The 17,326-nt window shown below is 37.2% G+C and carries 19 protein-coding genes; 2 read left to right on the top strand and 17 right to left on the bottom strand.

The window, feature by feature from the left end; translation table 11 throughout:
• Positions 1-30: 30 nt before the first annotated feature.
• Both AC27GZ_RS14855 and dbpA read right to left on the bottom strand, forming a co-directional pair.
• Positions 31-876, bottom strand: coding sequence for a DUF2884 family protein (locus AC27GZ_RS14855; RefSeq protein WP_487096140.1), 846 nt, complete (start codon positions 874-876; stop codon positions 31-33).
• Positions 877-1,068: 192 nt separating this feature from the next.
• On the bottom strand, positions 1,069-2,487 hold the full coding sequence (gene dbpA / locus AC27GZ_RS14850; protein ID WP_487096139.1) for an ATP-dependent RNA helicase DbpA: 1,419 nt from the start codon (positions 2,485-2,487) through the stop codon (positions 1,069-1,071).
• A gap of 107 nt (positions 2,488-2,594) precedes the next feature.
• Between dbpA and AC27GZ_RS14845 the strand changes: the two genes are divergently transcribed.
• Both AC27GZ_RS14845 and AC27GZ_RS14840 read left to right on the top strand, forming a co-directional pair.
• Complete coding sequence (locus tag AC27GZ_RS14845; protein ID WP_487096138.1) at positions 2,595-3,008, top strand: hypothetical protein; 414 nt, start codon at positions 2,595-2,597, stop codon at positions 3,006-3,008.
• Between the two features lie 15 nt (positions 3,009-3,023).
• Entirely contained in the window at positions 3,024-3,203 is a 180-nt protein-coding gene (locus tag AC27GZ_RS14840) for a DUF2986 domain-containing protein (protein ID WP_487096137.1), read from the top strand.
• A gap of 57 nt (positions 3,204-3,260) precedes the next feature.
• Here AC27GZ_RS14840 and AC27GZ_RS14835 read toward each other — a convergent pair whose 3' ends face one another.
• From AC27GZ_RS14835 to AC27GZ_RS14765, 15 genes are all read right to left on the bottom strand, one after another.
• Complete coding sequence (locus tag AC27GZ_RS14835) at positions 3,261-6,374, bottom strand: efflux RND transporter permease subunit (protein ID WP_487096136.1); 3,114 nt, start codon at positions 6,372-6,374, stop codon at positions 3,261-3,263.
• 13 nt (positions 6,375-6,387) lie between these two features.
• Complete coding sequence (locus AC27GZ_RS14830; protein WP_487096135.1) at positions 6,388-7,590, bottom strand: efflux RND transporter periplasmic adaptor subunit; 1,203 nt, start codon at positions 7,588-7,590, stop codon at positions 6,388-6,390.
• 146 nt (positions 7,591-7,736) lie between these two features.
• Positions 7,737-8,093: a ribosome hibernation-promoting factor, HPF/YfiA family gene (gene hpf / locus AC27GZ_RS14825; RefSeq protein ID WP_487096134.1), complete on the bottom strand. Its 357-nt coding sequence runs from the start codon at positions 8,091-8,093 to the stop codon at positions 7,737-7,739.
• Positions 8,094-8,308: 215 nt separating this feature from the next.
• Positions 8,309-8,782, bottom strand: coding sequence for a phosphatidylglycerophosphatase A family protein (locus AC27GZ_RS14820; protein WP_487096133.1), 474 nt, complete (start codon positions 8,780-8,782; stop codon positions 8,309-8,311).
• A 2-nt stretch (positions 8,783-8,784) separates the two neighbouring features.
• A complete protein-coding gene (gene thiL / locus AC27GZ_RS14815; protein ID WP_487096132.1) occupies positions 8,785-9,750 on the bottom strand; it encodes a thiamine-phosphate kinase in 966 nt (321 codons plus the stop codon).
• 52 nt (positions 9,751-9,802) lie between these two features.
• The gene (gene nusB, locus AC27GZ_RS14810) at positions 9,803-10,219 is read right to left on the bottom strand and encodes a transcription antitermination factor NusB (RefSeq protein WP_487096131.1); all 417 of its coding nucleotides are present in this window, start codon (positions 10,217-10,219) and stop codon (positions 9,803-9,805) included.
• A 10-nt stretch (positions 10,220-10,229) separates the two neighbouring features.
• On the bottom strand, positions 10,230-10,694 hold the full coding sequence (gene ribH / locus AC27GZ_RS14805) for a 6,7-dimethyl-8-ribityllumazine synthase (protein WP_487096130.1): 465 nt from the start codon (positions 10,692-10,694) through the stop codon (positions 10,230-10,232).
• Between the two features lie 107 nt (positions 10,695-10,801).
• Entirely contained in the window at positions 10,802-11,581 is a 780-nt protein-coding gene (locus AC27GZ_RS14800; protein ID WP_487096129.1) for an MlaA family lipoprotein, read from the bottom strand.
• A gap of 174 nt (positions 11,582-11,755) precedes the next feature.
• Positions 11,756-12,217 carry a DUF2802 domain-containing protein gene (locus tag AC27GZ_RS14795; RefSeq protein ID WP_487096128.1) on the bottom strand — a complete coding sequence of 154 codons (462 nt, stop codon included), beginning with the start codon at positions 12,215-12,217 and terminating at the stop codon, positions 11,756-11,758.
• Positions 12,218-12,250: 33 nt separating this feature from the next.
• A complete protein-coding gene (locus AC27GZ_RS14790; RefSeq protein ID WP_487096127.1) occupies positions 12,251-12,745 on the bottom strand; it encodes a chemotaxis protein CheW in 495 nt (164 codons plus the stop codon).
• A gap of 55 nt (positions 12,746-12,800) precedes the next feature.
• Complete coding sequence (locus AC27GZ_RS14785) at positions 12,801-13,580, bottom strand: chemotaxis protein CheW (RefSeq protein WP_487096126.1); 780 nt, start codon at positions 13,578-13,580, stop codon at positions 12,801-12,803.
• On the bottom strand, positions 13,581-14,360 hold the full coding sequence (locus AC27GZ_RS14780) for a ParA family protein (RefSeq protein ID WP_487096125.1): 780 nt from the start codon (positions 14,358-14,360) through the stop codon (positions 13,581-13,583). It abuts the gene before it with no gap.
• A gap of 73 nt (positions 14,361-14,433) precedes the next feature.
• Positions 14,434-15,432, bottom strand: a complete 999-nt coding sequence (locus AC27GZ_RS14775) for a flagellar motor protein MotB (protein ID WP_487096124.1) — start codon at positions 15,430-15,432, stop codon at positions 14,434-14,436.
• Positions 15,429-16,175, bottom strand: coding sequence for a flagellar motor protein (locus AC27GZ_RS14770; protein WP_487096123.1), 747 nt, complete (start codon positions 16,173-16,175; stop codon positions 15,429-15,431). The genes AC27GZ_RS14775 and AC27GZ_RS14770 overlap by 4 nt, the downstream gene beginning before the upstream one ends.
• Positions 16,168-17,310: a protein-glutamate methylesterase/protein-glutamine glutaminase gene (locus tag AC27GZ_RS14765; protein WP_487096122.1), complete on the bottom strand. Its 1,143-nt coding sequence runs from the start codon at positions 17,308-17,310 to the stop codon at positions 16,168-16,170. Before AC27GZ_RS14765 ends, AC27GZ_RS14770 begins: the two co-directional genes overlap by 8 nt.
• Between the last annotated feature and the right edge of the window lie 16 nt (positions 17,311-17,326).

The following is a 17,326-nucleotide window of genomic DNA, read 5'->3' as shown; positions in this document are numbered from 1 at the left end:
TACCTAAAGTTTTATTCTCAGTAGCGGCCGTTACATAGCCGTTTTATCACTACCTTGCTCACGGTGTTCATCATAGCTTGCTGAAATAACATCAATATGGCTCAGAGGCTCAATGTTTGATTTTAGCTGCTCTTCAAGTTGATTGATACTCACTGCAGATAAACAAAGTTGTTCCGCTTTTTGCTCAATTTCTTTACTTCTAAACTCCATTTCCTTTTCAATACTTTCGCCAAAGTTTTCCATGCGTGTTTCAAATGCGTTTGAATCTCCACCAGAGAACATCATTTCTTGTCCAACGGCTACCATGATACTGCCTAAAGAGCTCATCACTGCATTTTCTACCGCTGATTCAATACGTTGCTCAAACTCTTTACCCAAGAGTTCTTCACCTTCTAAACCATCTTCGCCAATGGTAAAGCCATTAGCGAGGGTGAAGCGAGCTTCCACTTCATCTCGAATGCTCGATAGCTCTTGAGTTAAATTTTCACCAACACTGTTGCCTTCACCGAGTAACTCATTAAACGCTAAATTCACTCCTTCTAAAGCTAAGTCAACCCCTTCAACAGCCACACTTCTTACTTCAGGCACCATGGCTTTAATACGCTTAGAGTATTTTGTTACTATAACTTGTTGCTCGGCATTTAAGTCAATTGACTCACCGTCAATGATTAAATGCTCATCATTAGAAATTTTATAGAGGGTATCTTTATTTTTCTCATTGAAGAACTCAATAGTAGTCTCATTTATCGTCATTCCTGCTTCTAACTCAACATTGCATGAGTTATGTGCTAAAGCACTTGCTGACGATAAACCAACAGCTAACGTTGCCATTATAAGTGATTTTTTAAAAGTGTTTTTATTTAGCTTTGTGTTCATGATGCTTCCCTTGTATTGAAATAGTCATTAATAAATCATGTTAATAACTACAAGTATTACAAAAGCGATGCCAATTATATTTACCATATATTTCAATAAGATAAAAAACACTCGCCGTAATCAAAATAAACTAAAGTCACTTTTTGGTAAAATTAACCAAATAGTAGTGTTTTATTTTTAAGTCTGGGATTTTTAAACCGCCAAATGACGTACTTTAAAACTTCGACCCTTCATTTTACCATTGGTGAGTTTTTTCAATGCCAATTTAAGTATTTTTTTATTAACTGCAACATAGGCTTTATTATCAAGCACATTAATTTTGCCAACGTCAGCTCCCTTTATATCTGCGCTACCTTTTGCGGTTAAGGCACCTAAAATATCTCCTGGGCGCACTTTTTGCTTTTTACCACCATCAATTTGAATTGTTGACATTTTTGCTTGTAGCCTTGGCTTAGTAAGTATTTCACTTGCTGGTAATAATTCAGCTTGAATAGTTTGTTCAAGTTCATCTTCCAGTAAGCCAACTTTATAGCTTTCTTTATCACTAAAAAGCGATAAAGCTTTCCCTGAACTACCTGCGCGACCTGTTCTGCCTATACGGTGAATGTGTACTTCACTGTCGTGCGCTATATGATAATTAATCACGACATCAAGGGCATCTATGTCTAAACCACGTGCAGCCACATCTGTAGCCACTAAAATAGCGACACTTTTATTGGCAAACCTTAGCAAGGTTTGATCTCTGTCACGCTGCTCTAAATCACCATGTAATGCTAAAACGCTAAATCCATCATTGTGCAGACCTTGGCATACAGCTTGTGTCTCTTTTTTAGTATTACAAAAAATCACTGTTGATTCAGCCGGATTAGCCATCAATAACAAACGGGTTGCCTCAAAGCGCTCTTCATTGTCATCAACGTGATAAAAGTGTTGATTAATATTACTTTTATCTTCGCTTGTACTCACTTTTACCAAGACAGGATCTGTCATAATACTTTCGCTGATCACCTTGATCTGTTTTGGAAATGTTGCGCTAAAAAGCAAGGTTTGACGATCTAACGGTGTACGCTCAATAATATTATCAAGGGCTGCTTCAAAGCCCATTTCTAGCATACGATCGGCTTCATCAAGCACTAATAAATTTAAGTCATCAAGCTTTAATGTACCTTTAATAACATGCTCTTCAATACGCCCTGGTGTACCAACTATTATATGCGCACCATGCTCCAATGAACCAATTTGAGGGCCAAACGGTGTGCCACCACATAAGGTTAAAACTTTAATGTTATGAATGGCACGGGCGAGTTTTCTAATTTCTTTGGCGACTTGATCAGCCAATTCTCTGGTAGGACATAACACCATAGACTGAATACGAAAACGTTTAACTTGCAGTTTTTCCAACATAGCTAAACCAAAGGCTGCCGTTTTACCTGAGCCTGTTTTTCCTTGAGCAATAACATCATTGCCCGCAAGCATTGGCGGTAAACTTTGTGCTTGAATTGGCGTCATTTGCTCATAGCCAAGTGAAGTTAAGTTTTTCAAAAGCTCTTGAGGTAAAGTTAATGATGAAAAATCAAGGTTAGTGTGTTTTGTATCAGTAGATGATTGCAAGGTGGTTGCCCCTAAAGATGAAAAGCCATTAAATTAAAAACTTTCATGGGAAAGTAATTGCGCGCATAATAACAGCAAATGCACTTCATCCCTAATATTAACGTAATATGACCTCAAAAATAGACACTCACTTAGCCCAAGAATGGCAAGTTCTGCATAACAGCCATGAAAAATACGAACACTTCGCGTTAATGATAAAGCTCTTAGCTGTAGCCTTAACTTTAGTGGCCATTGCTTTGAGTATTTCAACATTTTTTACTTTAGCTTTACTAACTATTTTATGGCTACAAGAAGGAATATGGAAAACCTTTCAAAGCAGAGCAAGTCATCATATTGAAGTAATTGAACAAGCGATAATCGAGAATGAAAGCCGTGAAGTATCTGCCTTTCAATATTATAGTCAGTGGTCTAACAATCGCCCTTCATTAACTGGTTTAATTGCTGAGTATATTAAAAGCGCTTTACGCCCAACGGTAATTTATCCTTATCTGCCATTAATAATACTTACTGTATGTTGCTAACTTGAGAGCGCTATTATGAATAGAAAAAAGAAAATAAACGAAACACTTAAAAAGAAACAAAAAAAAGCCAATGCAAAGTTACATAAAAGTAATAAACCAAGATATGTATCTAAAGCTGAACGAGCAAAACAAGCCGCAGAAAATAACGAAAATTCAGAAACAAAACTCACAATAAAAACAGAATACGATGAATAAAAAAGGGCGATAGAAATCGCCCTTTTTCACATCAGTTGTGATAACCCTAAACAACTTTTATGATGTTTCTGTGTTCCCTTTTAGCTTCTCACGCATGCGCTGCACCAACAAATAGAAATAAGGCACTAATAAGGTACCAAAAATGGTAGCTGCCAACATTCCTGATAGCACAGTAAGACCTAAAGATACACGACTTCCTGCCCCTGCCCCAGTAGCAAACACTAGAGGTAAAACACCCAAGACAAATGAAAGAGCTGTCATTAATACCGCTCTAAAACGCATTTTTGCAGCGTTAATTGCCGCGTCAAAAATACTGCTTCCAGAAGCTCTTTCTTCCATCGCAAACTCCACTATCAAAATGGCTGTTTTAGTGGACATACCTATGAGTAATATAAGACCAACTTGCGCATAGATATTATTAGCCATACCGACAGTGTATAACGTCAACATTGCTCCAAAAATAGCTAATGGAACCGCAGCAATAACTGAAAATGGTATACTCCAGCTTTCATACTGAGCAACCAAAAACAGGTAAACAAATATAATTGCTAAGCCAAATAAAATAGGTGCTAAATTACCCGCTTCAATTTCTTGTTTTGATTGACCAGACCACTCGTAAATAAAGCCTTGTGGTAAGTTACTTGCTAACTCTTGCATTACCGAAATGGCTTGCCCTGAAGAATAACCCGCATCCGCTTGACCCGTAATTTTTGCACTTCGGTATAGGTTGAAATGATTTATAGTCGTAGGCCCTAAGATTGGAGTAAGTTTAGCGAGAGTGGTTAGTGGCACCATTTCATTATCTTTATTGCGCACATAATAATGACTTAAATCAGAAGGGTCTTTCCTAAACTCAGTTTGTGCTTGAATGGTTACCTTATAAATTCGACCAAACTGGCTAAAATCATTAATATATAAAGAGCCAAGTTGGGCTTGCAGTGTCATAAATATATCAGACAAAGCAACCCCTTGTGCTTTTGCTTTATTCCTATCAACTTCTAAAAAGTACTGTGGAACATTCGCTCTATAGGTACTAAATACCCGGCTTAATTCTGCACGCTGATTAGCATCATAAATAAAACCATTAAGTACTTGTGCCAATAAAGCAGGATCTCGCCCTTCACTATCTTGTAATTGAAACTCAAAGCCTGAGCTTGTACCTAAACCAGGTATTGGCGGCGGATTAAAGACCATAATTTGCGCTTCAGGCATAGACCATAATTGCCCCATTAAGCGAGGAATAACTTGCCTTAATCCAAGTTCAGGTGTTTTCCTATCATCCCAATCTTTTAAGATAATAATGCCTAAACCATTGTTTGAACCAGGACCACCTAATAATGAATATCCTCCTACAGAAATGAAATCATCAACAGCGGGATCGTTAATAATAATAGGCACTAATTTTTCCATCACTTCTGCAGTTCTATTAACTGATGCTGCATCAGGTAATTGCATATCAACAAAAAGGTAACCTTGATCTTCATCCGGTAAAAAAGCGGTAGGTACTGAAGTCGTTAACATACCCGCACCAGCAAATAAAATAAGCGCAAATATGCCGACCCTAACTAAACGCTTCATTATAAATTGAACAACCGACGTATAGCCGCCTGTCAATTTAATGATAAGTGTCTCGATAGGAATCAACCACTTAATGGGCTTCATATTTTTTTCAGACAATAAAACACTACACAAAGCTGGGCTTAACGTTAACGCATTAATGGATGAAATGATTACCGCGAATGAGATTGTCATGGAAAACTGTTTATACAATTCACCTGTAATACCCGGCATAAAGCCAACGGGTACAAATACTGCTAATAGCACGAGTGTTGTAGCAACAATTGGCCCAGACACTTGGCTCATAGCTTTTTCTACAGCTTCTTTAATGGGTAATTTTTCTTCTTTTAAAATACGTTCTACGTTTTCAATAACAATGATGGCATCATCAACTACAATACCAATAGCAAGTACTAAACCAAACATAGTTATAGTATTAATGGAATATCCCATTAATAACATAAACGCAAAGGTTCCGATGAGTGACACTGGAATTGCCAATGTTGGTATGATGGTCGCTCGCCAATTTTGTAAGAATAAAAACACCACTAAAATAACAAGTGCTACGGCTTGTATTAATGTAACTCTTACTTCTTCAATTGAACGGTCAATAAATTTAGTAGTATCGTAAGGCACAACATATTCCAAACCATCGGGGAATCGTTCTGCAAGTTGTTCCATCTCAGCCTTAACTAAATCAGCTACTTCAGTCGCATTAGCATCAGGTAATTGATAAATCACAACAAAAGCTGTGTCATCACCATTTAATTTGGCTTGAGTTGAATAATCTTCTGCACCTAACTCAATACGAGCTATATCATTTAAACGAACAAAATTTCCTCTTTCGTTAGCACGAATAATGGTTTCACCAAATTCTTTAGGCGTTTTTAATCGTCCTTGAGCTTGTATTGAATATTCAAACTGCTGATTAGGTAACGTTGGGCTGGCACCTAACTTACCCGCAGCAACAATCATATTTTGTTCGTTTAAGGCTTGCTCTACTTCACTAATCGTTACATTAAGTGAGGTCATACGATCAGGGTTTAACCATACACGCATGCTATATGTCATTTCGCCCATCACTTCTGCTGAAGCGACACCTTTAATACGTCCCAATGGCTCTATTAAATAATTTGATGCGTAGTTACTTAAGAATAATTGGTCTATACCTTCTTGCTCAGAGTATAGGTTAATCCCTAATAGCATTGAGCTGGATTGCTTCTTAACATTCACCCCTTGTCGAGTGACTTCTGATGGAAGTGAGCTTGTTGCTAAAGAAACTCGGTTTTGCACATTAACTTGCGCAATATCTCCATCAGTGCCGACTTTAAAATAAACAGTAATCGTAGCACTACCGTTATTGGAGGCTGAAGAGTCTATGTACATCATATCTTCAACGCCATTAACCTGTTCTTCAATAGGTCGAATTACCGACTCTTCAACAACTTGTGCGCTAGCTCCTGGGTAAACAGCAGAAATTTTAACCTGAGGTGGAGTGATTTCAGGGTACATGTTGACTGGCAACAAGCCCATTGCAATAAGCCCTGCTAATGAAATTACAATTGAAATAACAAATGCAAATTTAGGGCGGTGTATAAACGTTTTACTGATCATAAAAAGTCCTTTATTATTTATTCTCAGTCAAATTAGGCTGTACAGCTTGACCTAAAGCAGTAATAACACCAGTTAAAGAATCAACTGATTTTTGCACAGGATTCACTGTTGCACCTGGTCTAACCTTTTGTAAACCCTCAATAATTACCTGCTCACCTGCTTGTAAACCTTCAGTGACAACCCACATGGCATTTATTCTACGTCCTAAAACGATATGGCGTTGTTTAACGGTATTGTTTTCATCAACTACAAGCACAAACTTACCTTGTTGATTTGCTTGAACAGCCGCTTGAGGAATAAGCGCCATCTCTTCTTTTTGTTGACTCTCTATAATTATGGTAACAAATAAGCCTGGTAAAATAATGCCATTGGGGTTCGGAAATATAGCTCTTAACTCAACCGTTCCCATACCTTGCTCAATCTTGGTATCAGCAAAATCAAGTTGACCTTTTTCGCTATAATCACTGTTATTCGGTAAACGAAGCGACAAATCGATTTTTACCTCACCAGGGTTTTGAGCATGTCGATCAGTTTGTAAATAATCTAGGTAAAGATTTTCTTCAACTTGAAAACTCACATATATAGGATCAGTCAGTGTTAATGTCGCTAAAGCATCACTCGTTGGGCCAACAATATTGCCAATATTATAATTCACTTTACCTATGCTACCGGTAAAAGGCGCTTCAATGGTTGTATAGCTTAAATCTAATTCCGCTTTTTTTAATGCAGCTTCAGCAGCTTTTACTGCCGCTTTTGCTTGTGACTCTTCCGTGGTTAATCGATCAAAATCTGACTGGGAAATATAACCATCTTTAATTAGGTTTTTAGCTCGTTTTAAATTGCGCTCTGCATTTTCTTCACCAGATTGTTTACTGGCTAAATCTGCTTTAGCTTGAGCGAGAGAAGCTTCGTAAGCTGCTGGATCTATTTTTAGTAATACCTGTCCTTGCTTAACAACACTACCTTCTTTAAAGTGCCTTTCAATAAGTTCACCTTCAACACGAGCGCGTAAATTAGCTTCTTTATATGCTTCAGTTCTGGCAACAAACTCTCTATGTCTGCCAATTTCATCAGTGGCAATTTTATAGACTGAAACAGCAGGAGCAGGTGCCTGCTTTGCTTGTTCTGGTTCACTACAAGCCGAAAGAAGTAACGAAAATACTCCCAAAAAAGTAATATGTAAAATTTTATCCAATTGAGTTCTACGCTTGGTCATTAAAGCTTCCTTTTTATAAGATTCAAATCTTTTTTAAATTATTGCACAGCAAGCATTCAAAAGTGTATTTATTTGTTCTAAAACGCAAAAAAAAGCTATGAAGAGTATTCATAGCTTTTTGATAAAAATTGGATATTGGTTACTGGTTAAGCCAAATTCATCTCTTGAATCTTTTCATGCGCTATTTCTGGTGCACTACTAACTGGCTTACTATGTAGGTTCGCTTTTAATTGCCCTTTACGATGCTTTAACGCAGAATCTAACTTTTTCGCTGCACCAGCTATTGCTGGGTACATTACAGTATCAGACGCTTTTGCTGAAACTCTTGAGCCTTCATAATTAGTTGTTAATTCAACCTGGTGTTGGTTGTGTTCTTTAGAAATAATAATGTCTAACGATATTAAGGTTGGGAAGTGATTAGCAATTTTAGAAAATTTTTCCTCTATATGTTCTCTAATTGAATCTGTGATTTCGACATGATGACCAGAAAGATTTATTTTCATAAGGATTCCTTTTAACTATTTTTTCTAACGAATTATTAACAAGGGGTGCTAATAACTTTTAGCTCAACTATTTTCATAGCCTATAGTAGAGCTGAGGGCAGAAAAATAAAAAAACAAGCTGTTAAGCAAAACTTTTTCTACAGCTCAGTTTTAAATTAGCCTAAAAGTATGAGAAATGCTATTGATTGAAGTCAATAAATGGTGAGAAGTTGTAATTAAAAAATTAACTGCATGATAACTAAAGCAAAGAGTCCAGCTAAAACATCATCGATCATTATACCAACACCGCCTTTAACTTTTTTATCGATAAAAGAAATAGGCCAAGGCTTCAAAATATCAAATACTCGAAACAGGATAAAACCGACTAAAACCGACTGCCAACTTACTGGTACCATAAACATGGTAATAAAAAAGCCAACAAACTCATCCCAAACGATTGCAGGATGATCATGAACACCAACATCTTCTGCGGTTTTTTCACATAAGTAAAAACCAATAATAGTCATTAAAATAACCGCTAATAAGTATGTTAATGGTGCTAACATAGCAAGCAGTAAATAAACGGGTATAGCAGCTAATGTACCAAAAGTACCTGGCGCTTTAGGTGCTAAACCGCTGCCAAAGCCTAACGCTAGAAACTGTACTGGATTACTTAAAGTGAAATTGACATTCGCGGTGTTTTTATTCATAGCTATGTAGCAGAAAAATGCTCAAAACCAGCACTTTGAATCGGCACGGGCTCATTGTTTAATGTCGTTGAAATGGTTTGAGAAGCATTAACTTGCCCAATACAAACTACGGGTGTATTTGCTTGAGATAACGCTGTTTCAACACCTACTTTGTTATCTTCAGAAACGGTAAACAATAACTCATAGTCATCCCCACCCGTTAAAGCAATATTTACTGCATCATCAAATAATAAAGAATCACGCAATATTGTTGAAAGCGGAATTGCATCAAGCACTATGTTAGCGCCAACATTAGATGCTTGACAAATATGTCCTAAATCAGCAATTAGACCATCAGAAATATCAATAGCTGCCGAAGCATATTCTCTAATGACTTGACCTGCTAACACACGAGGTTTAGGGTAATCAAGCTTGTCTCTGATTGGTTTAATAAACTCAGGCTCTAAGGTTACCTGCTGATTAATTTGTTGCAATGCTAAAGCTGCATCACCAATTTCACCAGTAACATATATCCAATCCCCAGCTTTAGCGCCTGCTCTAGATAAGTAACTACCTTCAGGTGTTAAGCCTTGAGCGGTAATAGTGATACTTAGCGGGCCTTGGGTTGTATCACCACCAATAAGCTGAACGTTATAATATTCACATAACTCGAATACACCAGCACAAAAATCACTTAACCATGCATCGTCAACTTTCGGCATTGTAATAGCCAAAGATAACCAACTGGGCTTAGCTCCCATTGCTGCAATATCCGATAAATTAACTGCCACCGCTTTATGCCCTATAGCATGAGCGGGTGTGTCTAATGGAAAATGTACCCCTGCCACTAAGGTGTCTGTTGTCACAACAATATTTTGATTTTCGGTACTGGCAATTACAGCGCAGTCATCACCAATACCAAGCACAACATCTTTACGTTTCACTGCTTGTTCAGTAAAGAAATGCTTTATTAACTCGAACTCTTTCATAGTAGGGACTTAATTCTTATCAACAGTTAGCTAAACAATAACTAGAAGCAATTTAACTTTCTGAACGCACTAATTTAACAACTTTGTCTAAAACACCGTTAACAAATTTATGGCTATCATCAGCTGCAAATGACTTTGCTAGCTCTATTGCTTCATTGATAACAACTTTGTATGGCACATCTTGACAGTCACTTAACTCAAAAACAGCAACGCGCAAAATAGCCTTTTCAACTTGATCTATTTCGTCGATAGGTCGAGCAACATGTGGCGCTATAGCTAAATCTAATTCATTAACATTGTCAGTAACACCACGTAGTAATAACTGAAAATATTCAATATCAAAACGACGTTTAGCATTATCAGTAATAAAGTTAACTTCAACATCTGCTACTGAATTTTGGCTAATTTGCCATGAATAAACCGCTTGAACAGCTAATTCACGTGCTTTTCTTCTTGGTGAAGGCTTCAAAATATATTTCCTAAATTTGACTAAGAACGTTAACCATTTCTAGCGCACCAAGAGCTGCTTCTGCGCCTTTATTACCTGCTTTAGTACCTGCACGTTCGATAGCTTGTTCAATAGAATCAGTAGTAATAACACCAAAAGAAACAGGAATCTCAGATTCTAAACATACTTGTGCTAAACCTTTGTTACACTCACCAGCTACGAAATCGAAATGTGGTGTACCACCACGGATAACAGCACCGATAGCAATAATGGCATCAAAATTACCTTTAGCCGCTAATTTTTTTGCCGCTAATGGCAATTCATAAGCACCAGGAACACGAACTACAGTAATATCTTCATCAGCAACACTACCATGACGTTTTAAGGCATCAATAGCACCTTCTAATAAGCTATCAACTATAAAGTGGTTAAAACGTGATACAACAACAGCAAATTTTTTGCCTTTAGCTTCAAATGAACCTTCAATGATATTCATCTAATAATTTCCAATATAGTGGGTTGAATAAAAAATTGACGCAATTCTAACAAATTGTATTCAATATAGGTACTCGTTTATGTTTTATGTGTAGGGTTTTATTGCAATCATTCATCCAGATCATCAAATTCATCGAGTAATGCATCAATTTCATCTTCTTCGTCTTCGTCAATGACAATAGGAGGGTTACCATCGTATAAACGATAGTTCATATTTTGAAAATAAGCATTTTTGATAAATTCATAAGGATCTTCAGATTCAAGCACAAGTTGCTCTTGATCACGAATAGCAGCTCTTTTTTCTAACGCAAGTACACTTAAACGGGCAATATTTGGCCAAAAATCAATGACGGCAAGTGGCCAATACAAACCATCAATATAATCCCCTACTTCTTCTCTAACAGAGCTTGGTCCAAGCCCTGGTATCACAATATATGGGCCATCACCCACACCATAACTACCTAACACTTCACCAAATTCTTCTTGTTCACCTGACCAATCAAAATCACTGGCAGGATCATAAAAACCAAATAAACCTATGGTTGAATTCAAGACGAAACGACCCGTTCCTTTAGCAGCGGCAGTAAATTTAAGCTGTAACAAATTATTGATAACACTGGATGGTTCATTTAAGTTAAGCGCCATATTATAAAGGCCTGTACGTAAAAATGGCGGCGTATAAGTAGTGTAAAGTTCAGAGGCAGGTTTAGCGACGTACTTATCTGCGTAATCCCATGTAAAAGTCCAAAAAGGACGGTTAATCGCTTCCAGTGGATCTCGAGGGTCACTAACACCTTCATCAGTCGTAGGAGTTGAAGAGCAACCACTTAACACAACAAACGAGATGAGTATAAAAAAACGAGAAATAAGAGATACTGAAAAGTTCACAGGCCTAAGTCCTTGCCATAAGCGATAAATAAAAACTTGATTTGATAGTGAAAACTAAGCAGCGCAGTTTAACATATAATTAACTTAACCTGAAATTGGTTTCTGAGATTATTAAGCTACTTAAAGCGAAATAAAATGAATCTATTAACGCTCTAGCTTATCAGTTTTACTTAACTAACTTTTTCGTTGATAAACAGACAATAACATTTCAGCTTCAGCATAAGGCAATTCACACTCACTAACAATTTCATCAAGGTTAGCGCCTTTTTTGGCTAACTTAATGGCACGGGCATAGAACTTATCTTCACCTTGTGCAACCTGTAATTGTTCTATTGTAGTTTGCTGCTCTGTCAGTTGAGATTGGAGGGTTTTAATTCTATGCTCCAGCTGTTTAGAAACTTGAGCATTTTCTAGCGCTGTTTCCTCATGTTTAGCTAAAGCATTATGTGTTTCATGCATTAATTGTTCATTGGCAGATTGAAGGCGAGCAAGCAATAATTCAGTTGCCTGAGATTGAGTTTCTACGACGGCAACTTTCATTTTATATCGAGTTGATAAAAGCCAAATAAGTATACAACATAGTAAACTTAACACTAACGCAAGCACAGCAATAACAGGTACAGCCAAAATAGACATAGAAATTAGTAACTCAATGGTTATGCTATAGGTTTAGAATTGCTTCAATTCATCCCATTCGTCGTCAGATAATAACTTATCTAAATCGACTAAAATCAGTAATTCACCATCGCGGTTAGAAACACCTTGAATAAATTGTGCACTTTCTTCATTACCTACGTTCGGTGCATCATCAATTTCAGAAGCTTTTAAGTACACAACTTCAGCGACACTATCAACTAATATGCCAATGACTTGTTTTTCTGATTCAATAACCACAACGCGAGTATTATCTGTAACATCACATGGCTCTAGACCAAAGCGAGAGCGAGTATCAATAACAGTTACCACATTACCACGTAAATTAATAATACCTAAAACATAAAGTGGCGCTCCAGGCACAGGTGCAATTTCACTATATCTCAAGACTTCTTGAACTTGCATAACGTTAATGCCGTATACTTCATTTTCTAACTTAAATGTTACCCATTGAAGCACTTCATCATTTGCATCTATCTTCTCACTAGTACTGCGTCTTTCTTCAGACATACCACTTGCCTCTTATATTTAATTTTATCAATTAATTGTTTATCTAATCATAGTATTAATCAAGTTGATTAATTCCGCTACCTTCATTGAGTAATACTGTTAATGCATTTACATCCAATAAGGCACACATTTTATCTTTTACTAAGCCGGCCAACCAAGGTCGCTTGGTTGAATTGTCTAACCATTTCACTTCATCTTGTTTTAAGACTACCGTATCAACTAAGTTTTCTGCCATCAAGCCCCAGCCACTATCACTTAGCATGATAATATATTGATAGTTTAGCGAATTTTTTAAAGTATCGTTACATTTTTCAGGCATTACCCACATTGCAGTATCAACTACATTGATTTTATCTTCACGATAAAGCATAACACCTTTGAACCAGTCTGGTTTCCCCATTAAAGGGGTTGTTTTAGACACTTTATGAATACCACCAAGTTCAATTAACGGTACAGCAATAATTAACCCAGCCACATCAAAAAAAAGTGCTTGAAAATCACCTTGCCGATAACTTTTAGGTGTTTTAGCAATAAAATCATCGCCGCTACTTTTTTGTGTAATTAAGGCTGTTTCTTCTTGGTTAAGATCCTCTGTAATAGGCTCTACAATATTAGGAGTAGTAACCTCTCGTTTAACTTCTACTTCTGATGGCGCAATATCAAGTTCTGCATTTACATTTTGTAGTAACGCTTCTAGGCGGCTGTTTTCAACCACTTCAGTTTTTTTATTAGGTAAGCTAATCGCTTCTTTTTCTTGCTCAGCACTTTCCTCTGTCAGTAACTCTGACAGATAACTTTTCATAACTTTGTTGCTTGCAGCCAGTGATTTTGCCATTTATCTGCTACTTCTATTGGGTAATTTCATTAAATAATCTAATAAACTTTTATAAGCAAAAACGCCTCGCGAGTTTGAAGCAAAGTGCGAAGGCACTTTTTGAGCAATACTCGCATTCCTAAAATTAGTATCGATGGGAATAACACCTGGCCATACCCTCTCTTTATAGGCATCTTGTAATTGCTGATATGCTGAAAGTGACGCTTTTGTTCGTTTATCAAACATAGTAGGAACTATAGTATATTCGAAAGGCTCTTCTTGCTCACCTTGCATTATATCCATAGTTTTAATCATTCTGTCCAAGCCTTTTAACGCTAAAAACTCAGTTTGAACTGGTACAATAATTCGGTTAGAAGCTGCTAAGGCATTCACCATCAACACACCTAACACCGGAGGACAATCCATTAAGGCGTAATCATAATTCTCAGCAAGTTTTTGCATGGCTTTTTTTAATACTAGCCCCATACCGCCCTTAGCGCCTAGCGAACGATCAAGCGTTGCAAGCCCCATGGTTGCTGGCAAAATATCAATATTTTCATATTTTGTCGGACACAAGCTTTGTAATATTTGCTCTTTTGATGAAACCTGTACAAACAGATCATAAACACTGAGCTCTAAATCTTCAGACTCAATGCCAAAATAATAACTCAAAGAAGCATGAGGGTCGGTATCAACCAGCAGCACTTTTTTGCCACATTCAGCTAACAAGCCCGCTAAAGCAATAGTTGTGGTTGTTTTACCAACACCACCTTTTTGATTTGCTACCGTCCAAACTTCCAAGACACATTCCTATTATTTAAAATAAAACTAACTCGTTGCTTTATAATATTATATAGGCAAGATATTAATTTTGTTAATTATTTTCATTATCGTCAACAGCGCTATTCCCTTGTTCTGATGATTCAGCTTCATTACGTGTTGTTATCCGAATACCACCATTAGGTAAACGAATAATTTTAACTTCACCATTTTGCTCATCTGTACCTGCTACTTCTGTTATCTTTTCAACATCTTTTACGCTGATCGTAGGTGCGTTAAGTAAGTTAGATTTTTCTAAACCATATTTAGAAATAGCAACTACTACCTTTCTATTTTTAGCTCGGCCACTAGCGGTAGCGTTATCGGCACTAGGATAATATTCGCCATATCCTTCTATCGCCATTCTAGCAGGGTTCATCCCTTGCTCTTCCAATATTCGAAGTATTGATGTTGCTCTATAAACAGACAACTCCCAATTAGAGGAAAAAATTTCAGTATTAATCGCCTGATTATCAGTATAGCCTCTGACACGTACAAAGTTAGTGACATCACCAAGAACATCGTAAATAACTGCTAAGATATCATTTGCGGCCTTGGTTGCAGAAGAAGAGCCGCTGGGAAATAATAAACCGCTATTTAATTCTATTTCTAGCCAATCACCATCTATTTGCAATTGTGCGTAGCCTGACTCAACTAATTCATACAATGCGGTATGAAGCTCATCTTCTAAAGACGTTAAATTAGTACCTACTTGCGAATCTGAAATATTTGATAAGGTTTTCTCACCTTCCAAGGGTTGGGGTCCTGCAACCTCTAAAATACCATTACCATAAAGCTTTTTATTTGTTTTGCTAGAATTTACGTTTAGGATATCGTCACCATGACCGCGATTTTTCGGCAATTCATCATTGGCTTGAAAAACACGACCTACTGATTCAGTAATGGTTTCAAAAGGTTCTTCATTCACCATTGCCATAGCATAAAGCACAACAAATAAAGCAAAAAGCAAAGTCATATAGTCAGCATATGAAATAAGCCAACGATGGACATTATCTTGCTCTACTTGATGGCGCTCTTTGCGGTATCGATTCATTGTGTGAGCCTAAAAGCAGATAACTTATTTTCAATGGCGTGTGGGTTTTCTCCTTGAGCAATTGAATTTAAGCCTTCAGAAATCATTTCACGATACATGGTTTGTTGATGAATAATGGCTCTAATTTTATTCGCTACCGGAATATATATTAGGTTAGCAAAACCAACACCATAAATTGTGGCAATAAAGGCAGTGGCAATTCCTTGCCCAAGTAGTGATGGCTCAGTAAGGTTATTCATTGCATGAATCAATCCAAGCACAGCACCTAAAATACCAATGGTCGGACTATAGCCTCCCATTGATTCAAAAATACTCGCTGAACGTAAGTTGTGTTCTCGGAAAATATCAAGATCTAGCTCTAGAGAAACCCTTAAGTTCTCAACTTCAACACCATCAACTAATAAGTTCAGGCCCTTTTGAGTAAAAGGCTCTTCTTCATCTAAAGCAATATCTTCTAATACTAGATAGCCCGACTCACGCGCCTTTTCAGCCCATGAAACGATATTATCAATTCCTTGGTCGATATCATAATTTGGCGGTGAGAACACCCATTTTAATAAAGATAAAGCATGAAAGAATTGAACACTTGAAGACTGCAACATAACAGCTCCAATCGTGCCACCAAAGACAATAACAAAGGCAGGTAACTCAAATAAGCTAGCAACTGAGCCGCCATCTAAAATAAACCCTAAATAGATAGCTAGTATTGCAACAAATAAGCCTGCAATACTCAGCTTATCCATGTTGAACTTCCTTTAAAATAGCCGTAGCAATATCTTCTAGTGGTAATGATAACTGAGAAATACCCGCTGCATGCACTGCCTGAGGCATACCGTAAACGACACTAGTTTGCTCATCTTGAGCCCAAATTGTTGCACCTTTTGTTTTTAACATTCGTGATCCCTCTCTACCATCAGCACCCATACCGGTTAAGATAACACCTAGAACAGAGCCACTATAAATTTTTGCTGCCGAGCCAAAACTTACATCAACACTAGGTTTAAAGGTTATTTTTGCTGAATTATCATCAATTATTTTGATTTTAGCTGCATTTTCTGTACCACTAATAATCATTTGACGACCACCAGGCGCTAAATAAGCACAACCAGGTTTTAGCACATCACCATCATTTGCTTCCTTAACGTTAATTTTGCACAACGTGTTCAAACGATTTGCAAATGCTTGCGTAAAGGTAGCAGGCATATGTTGAATCATAATAATAGGCAAAGGAAAATTTGCAGGAAATTGAGTTAAAATTTTCTGTAGTGCAACAGGCCCTCCAGTTGAGGTGCCAATCGCCAATAATTTATAACTTTTACCCGAAGCTTTTTTAAAACTAGCTTGCTGTTTATTGTCACTAGACTCTTTAACTGTCTTTGACAGAGAAGCTTGAGATTTACGTGTAGTAAGGGGAGTTTGCGCTGTTGAAGCTCTTGTGCTTGAAATTCGACTTGTTGACAAGCTACTTTTGCTAAACGTGCGCTTTCTAGCAAGTTGAACAACACGTTGACGCAACAAGCTACCAGCTTCATCACTATTTTGTGCAATTTCACTAAACTTTTTAGGTAAAAAGTCTAAAGCACCTGCTTCGAGAGCTTCTATAGTTGAAGTAGCACCTTGGTGGGTTAAAGAAGAAAACATTAAAATTGCGGTAGGTGATTGAGCCATGATTTTTTTTACCGCTGCAATACCATTTAATACTGGCATTTCAATATCCATGGTAACCACGTCAGGCTTTAAGGAAAGCACTTTTTCTATAGCTTCTTGCCCATTTACTGCTACATCAATCACTTCTAGCTGTGGATCTTTATTTAAAATATCCGTGACTCGTCGTCTAAAAAAACTTGAATCATCAACAACAAGCACCTTATAGGCCATTTATATCCTCTACTTA

The organism is Colwellia sp. SU-HH00943 (assembly GCF_057546125.1).
This window is presented reverse-complemented; position numbering and strand designations above follow the sequence as displayed.

What these genes read in the sequence shown, in the direction of transcription:
- AC27GZ_RS14855 (WP_487096140.1), bottom strand. Translation starts at nt 876, where the DNA reads ATGAACACAAAGCTAAATAAAAACACTTTTAAAAAATCACTTATAATG.
- AC27GZ_RS14845 (WP_487096138.1), top strand. Translation starts at nt 2,595, where the DNA reads ATGACCTCAAAAATAGACACTCACTTAGCCCAAGAATGGCAAGTTCTG.
- AC27GZ_RS14840 (WP_487096137.1), top strand. Translation starts at nt 3,024, where the DNA reads ATGAATAGAAAAAAGAAAATAAACGAAACACTTAAAAAGAAACAAAAA.
- AC27GZ_RS14835 (WP_487096136.1), bottom strand. Translation starts at nt 6,374, where the DNA reads ATGATCAGTAAAACGTTTATACACCGCCCTAAATTTGCATTTGTTATT.
- AC27GZ_RS14830 (WP_487096135.1), bottom strand. Translation starts at nt 7,590, where the DNA reads ATGACCAAGCGTAGAACTCAATTGGATAAAATTTTACATATTACTTTT.
- hpf (WP_487096134.1), bottom strand. Translation starts at nt 8,093, where the DNA reads ATGAAAATAAATCTTTCTGGTCATCATGTCGAAATCACAGATTCAATT.
- AC27GZ_RS14820 (WP_487096133.1), bottom strand. Translation starts at nt 8,782, where the DNA reads ATGAATAAAAACACCGCGAATGTCAATTTCACTTTAAGTAATCCAGTA.
- thiL (WP_487096132.1), bottom strand. Translation starts at nt 9,750, where the DNA reads ATGAAAGAGTTCGAGTTAATAAAGCATTTCTTTACTGAACAAGCAGTG.
- ribH (WP_487096130.1), bottom strand. Translation starts at nt 10,694, where the DNA reads ATGAATATCATTGAAGGTTCATTTGAAGCTAAAGGCAAAAAATTTGCT.
- AC27GZ_RS14795 (WP_487096128.1), bottom strand. Translation starts at nt 12,217, where the DNA reads ATGTCTATTTTGGCTGTACCTGTTATTGCTGTGCTTGCGTTAGTGTTA.
- AC27GZ_RS14790 (WP_487096127.1), bottom strand. Translation starts at nt 12,745, where the DNA reads ATGTCTGAAGAAAGACGCAGTACTAGTGAGAAGATAGATGCAAATGAT.
- AC27GZ_RS14785 (WP_487096126.1), bottom strand. Translation starts at nt 13,580, where the DNA reads ATGGCAAAATCACTGGCTGCAAGCAACAAAGTTATGAAAAGTTATCTG.
- AC27GZ_RS14775 (WP_487096124.1), bottom strand. Translation starts at nt 15,432, where the DNA reads ATGAATCGATACCGCAAAGAGCGCCATCAAGTAGAGCAAGATAATGTC.
- AC27GZ_RS14770 (WP_487096123.1), bottom strand. Translation starts at nt 16,175, where the DNA reads ATGGATAAGCTGAGTATTGCAGGCTTATTTGTTGCAATACTAGCTATC.
- AC27GZ_RS14765 (WP_487096122.1), bottom strand. Translation starts at nt 17,310, where the DNA reads ATGGCCTATAAGGTGCTTGTTGTTGATGATTCAAGTTTTTTTAGACGA.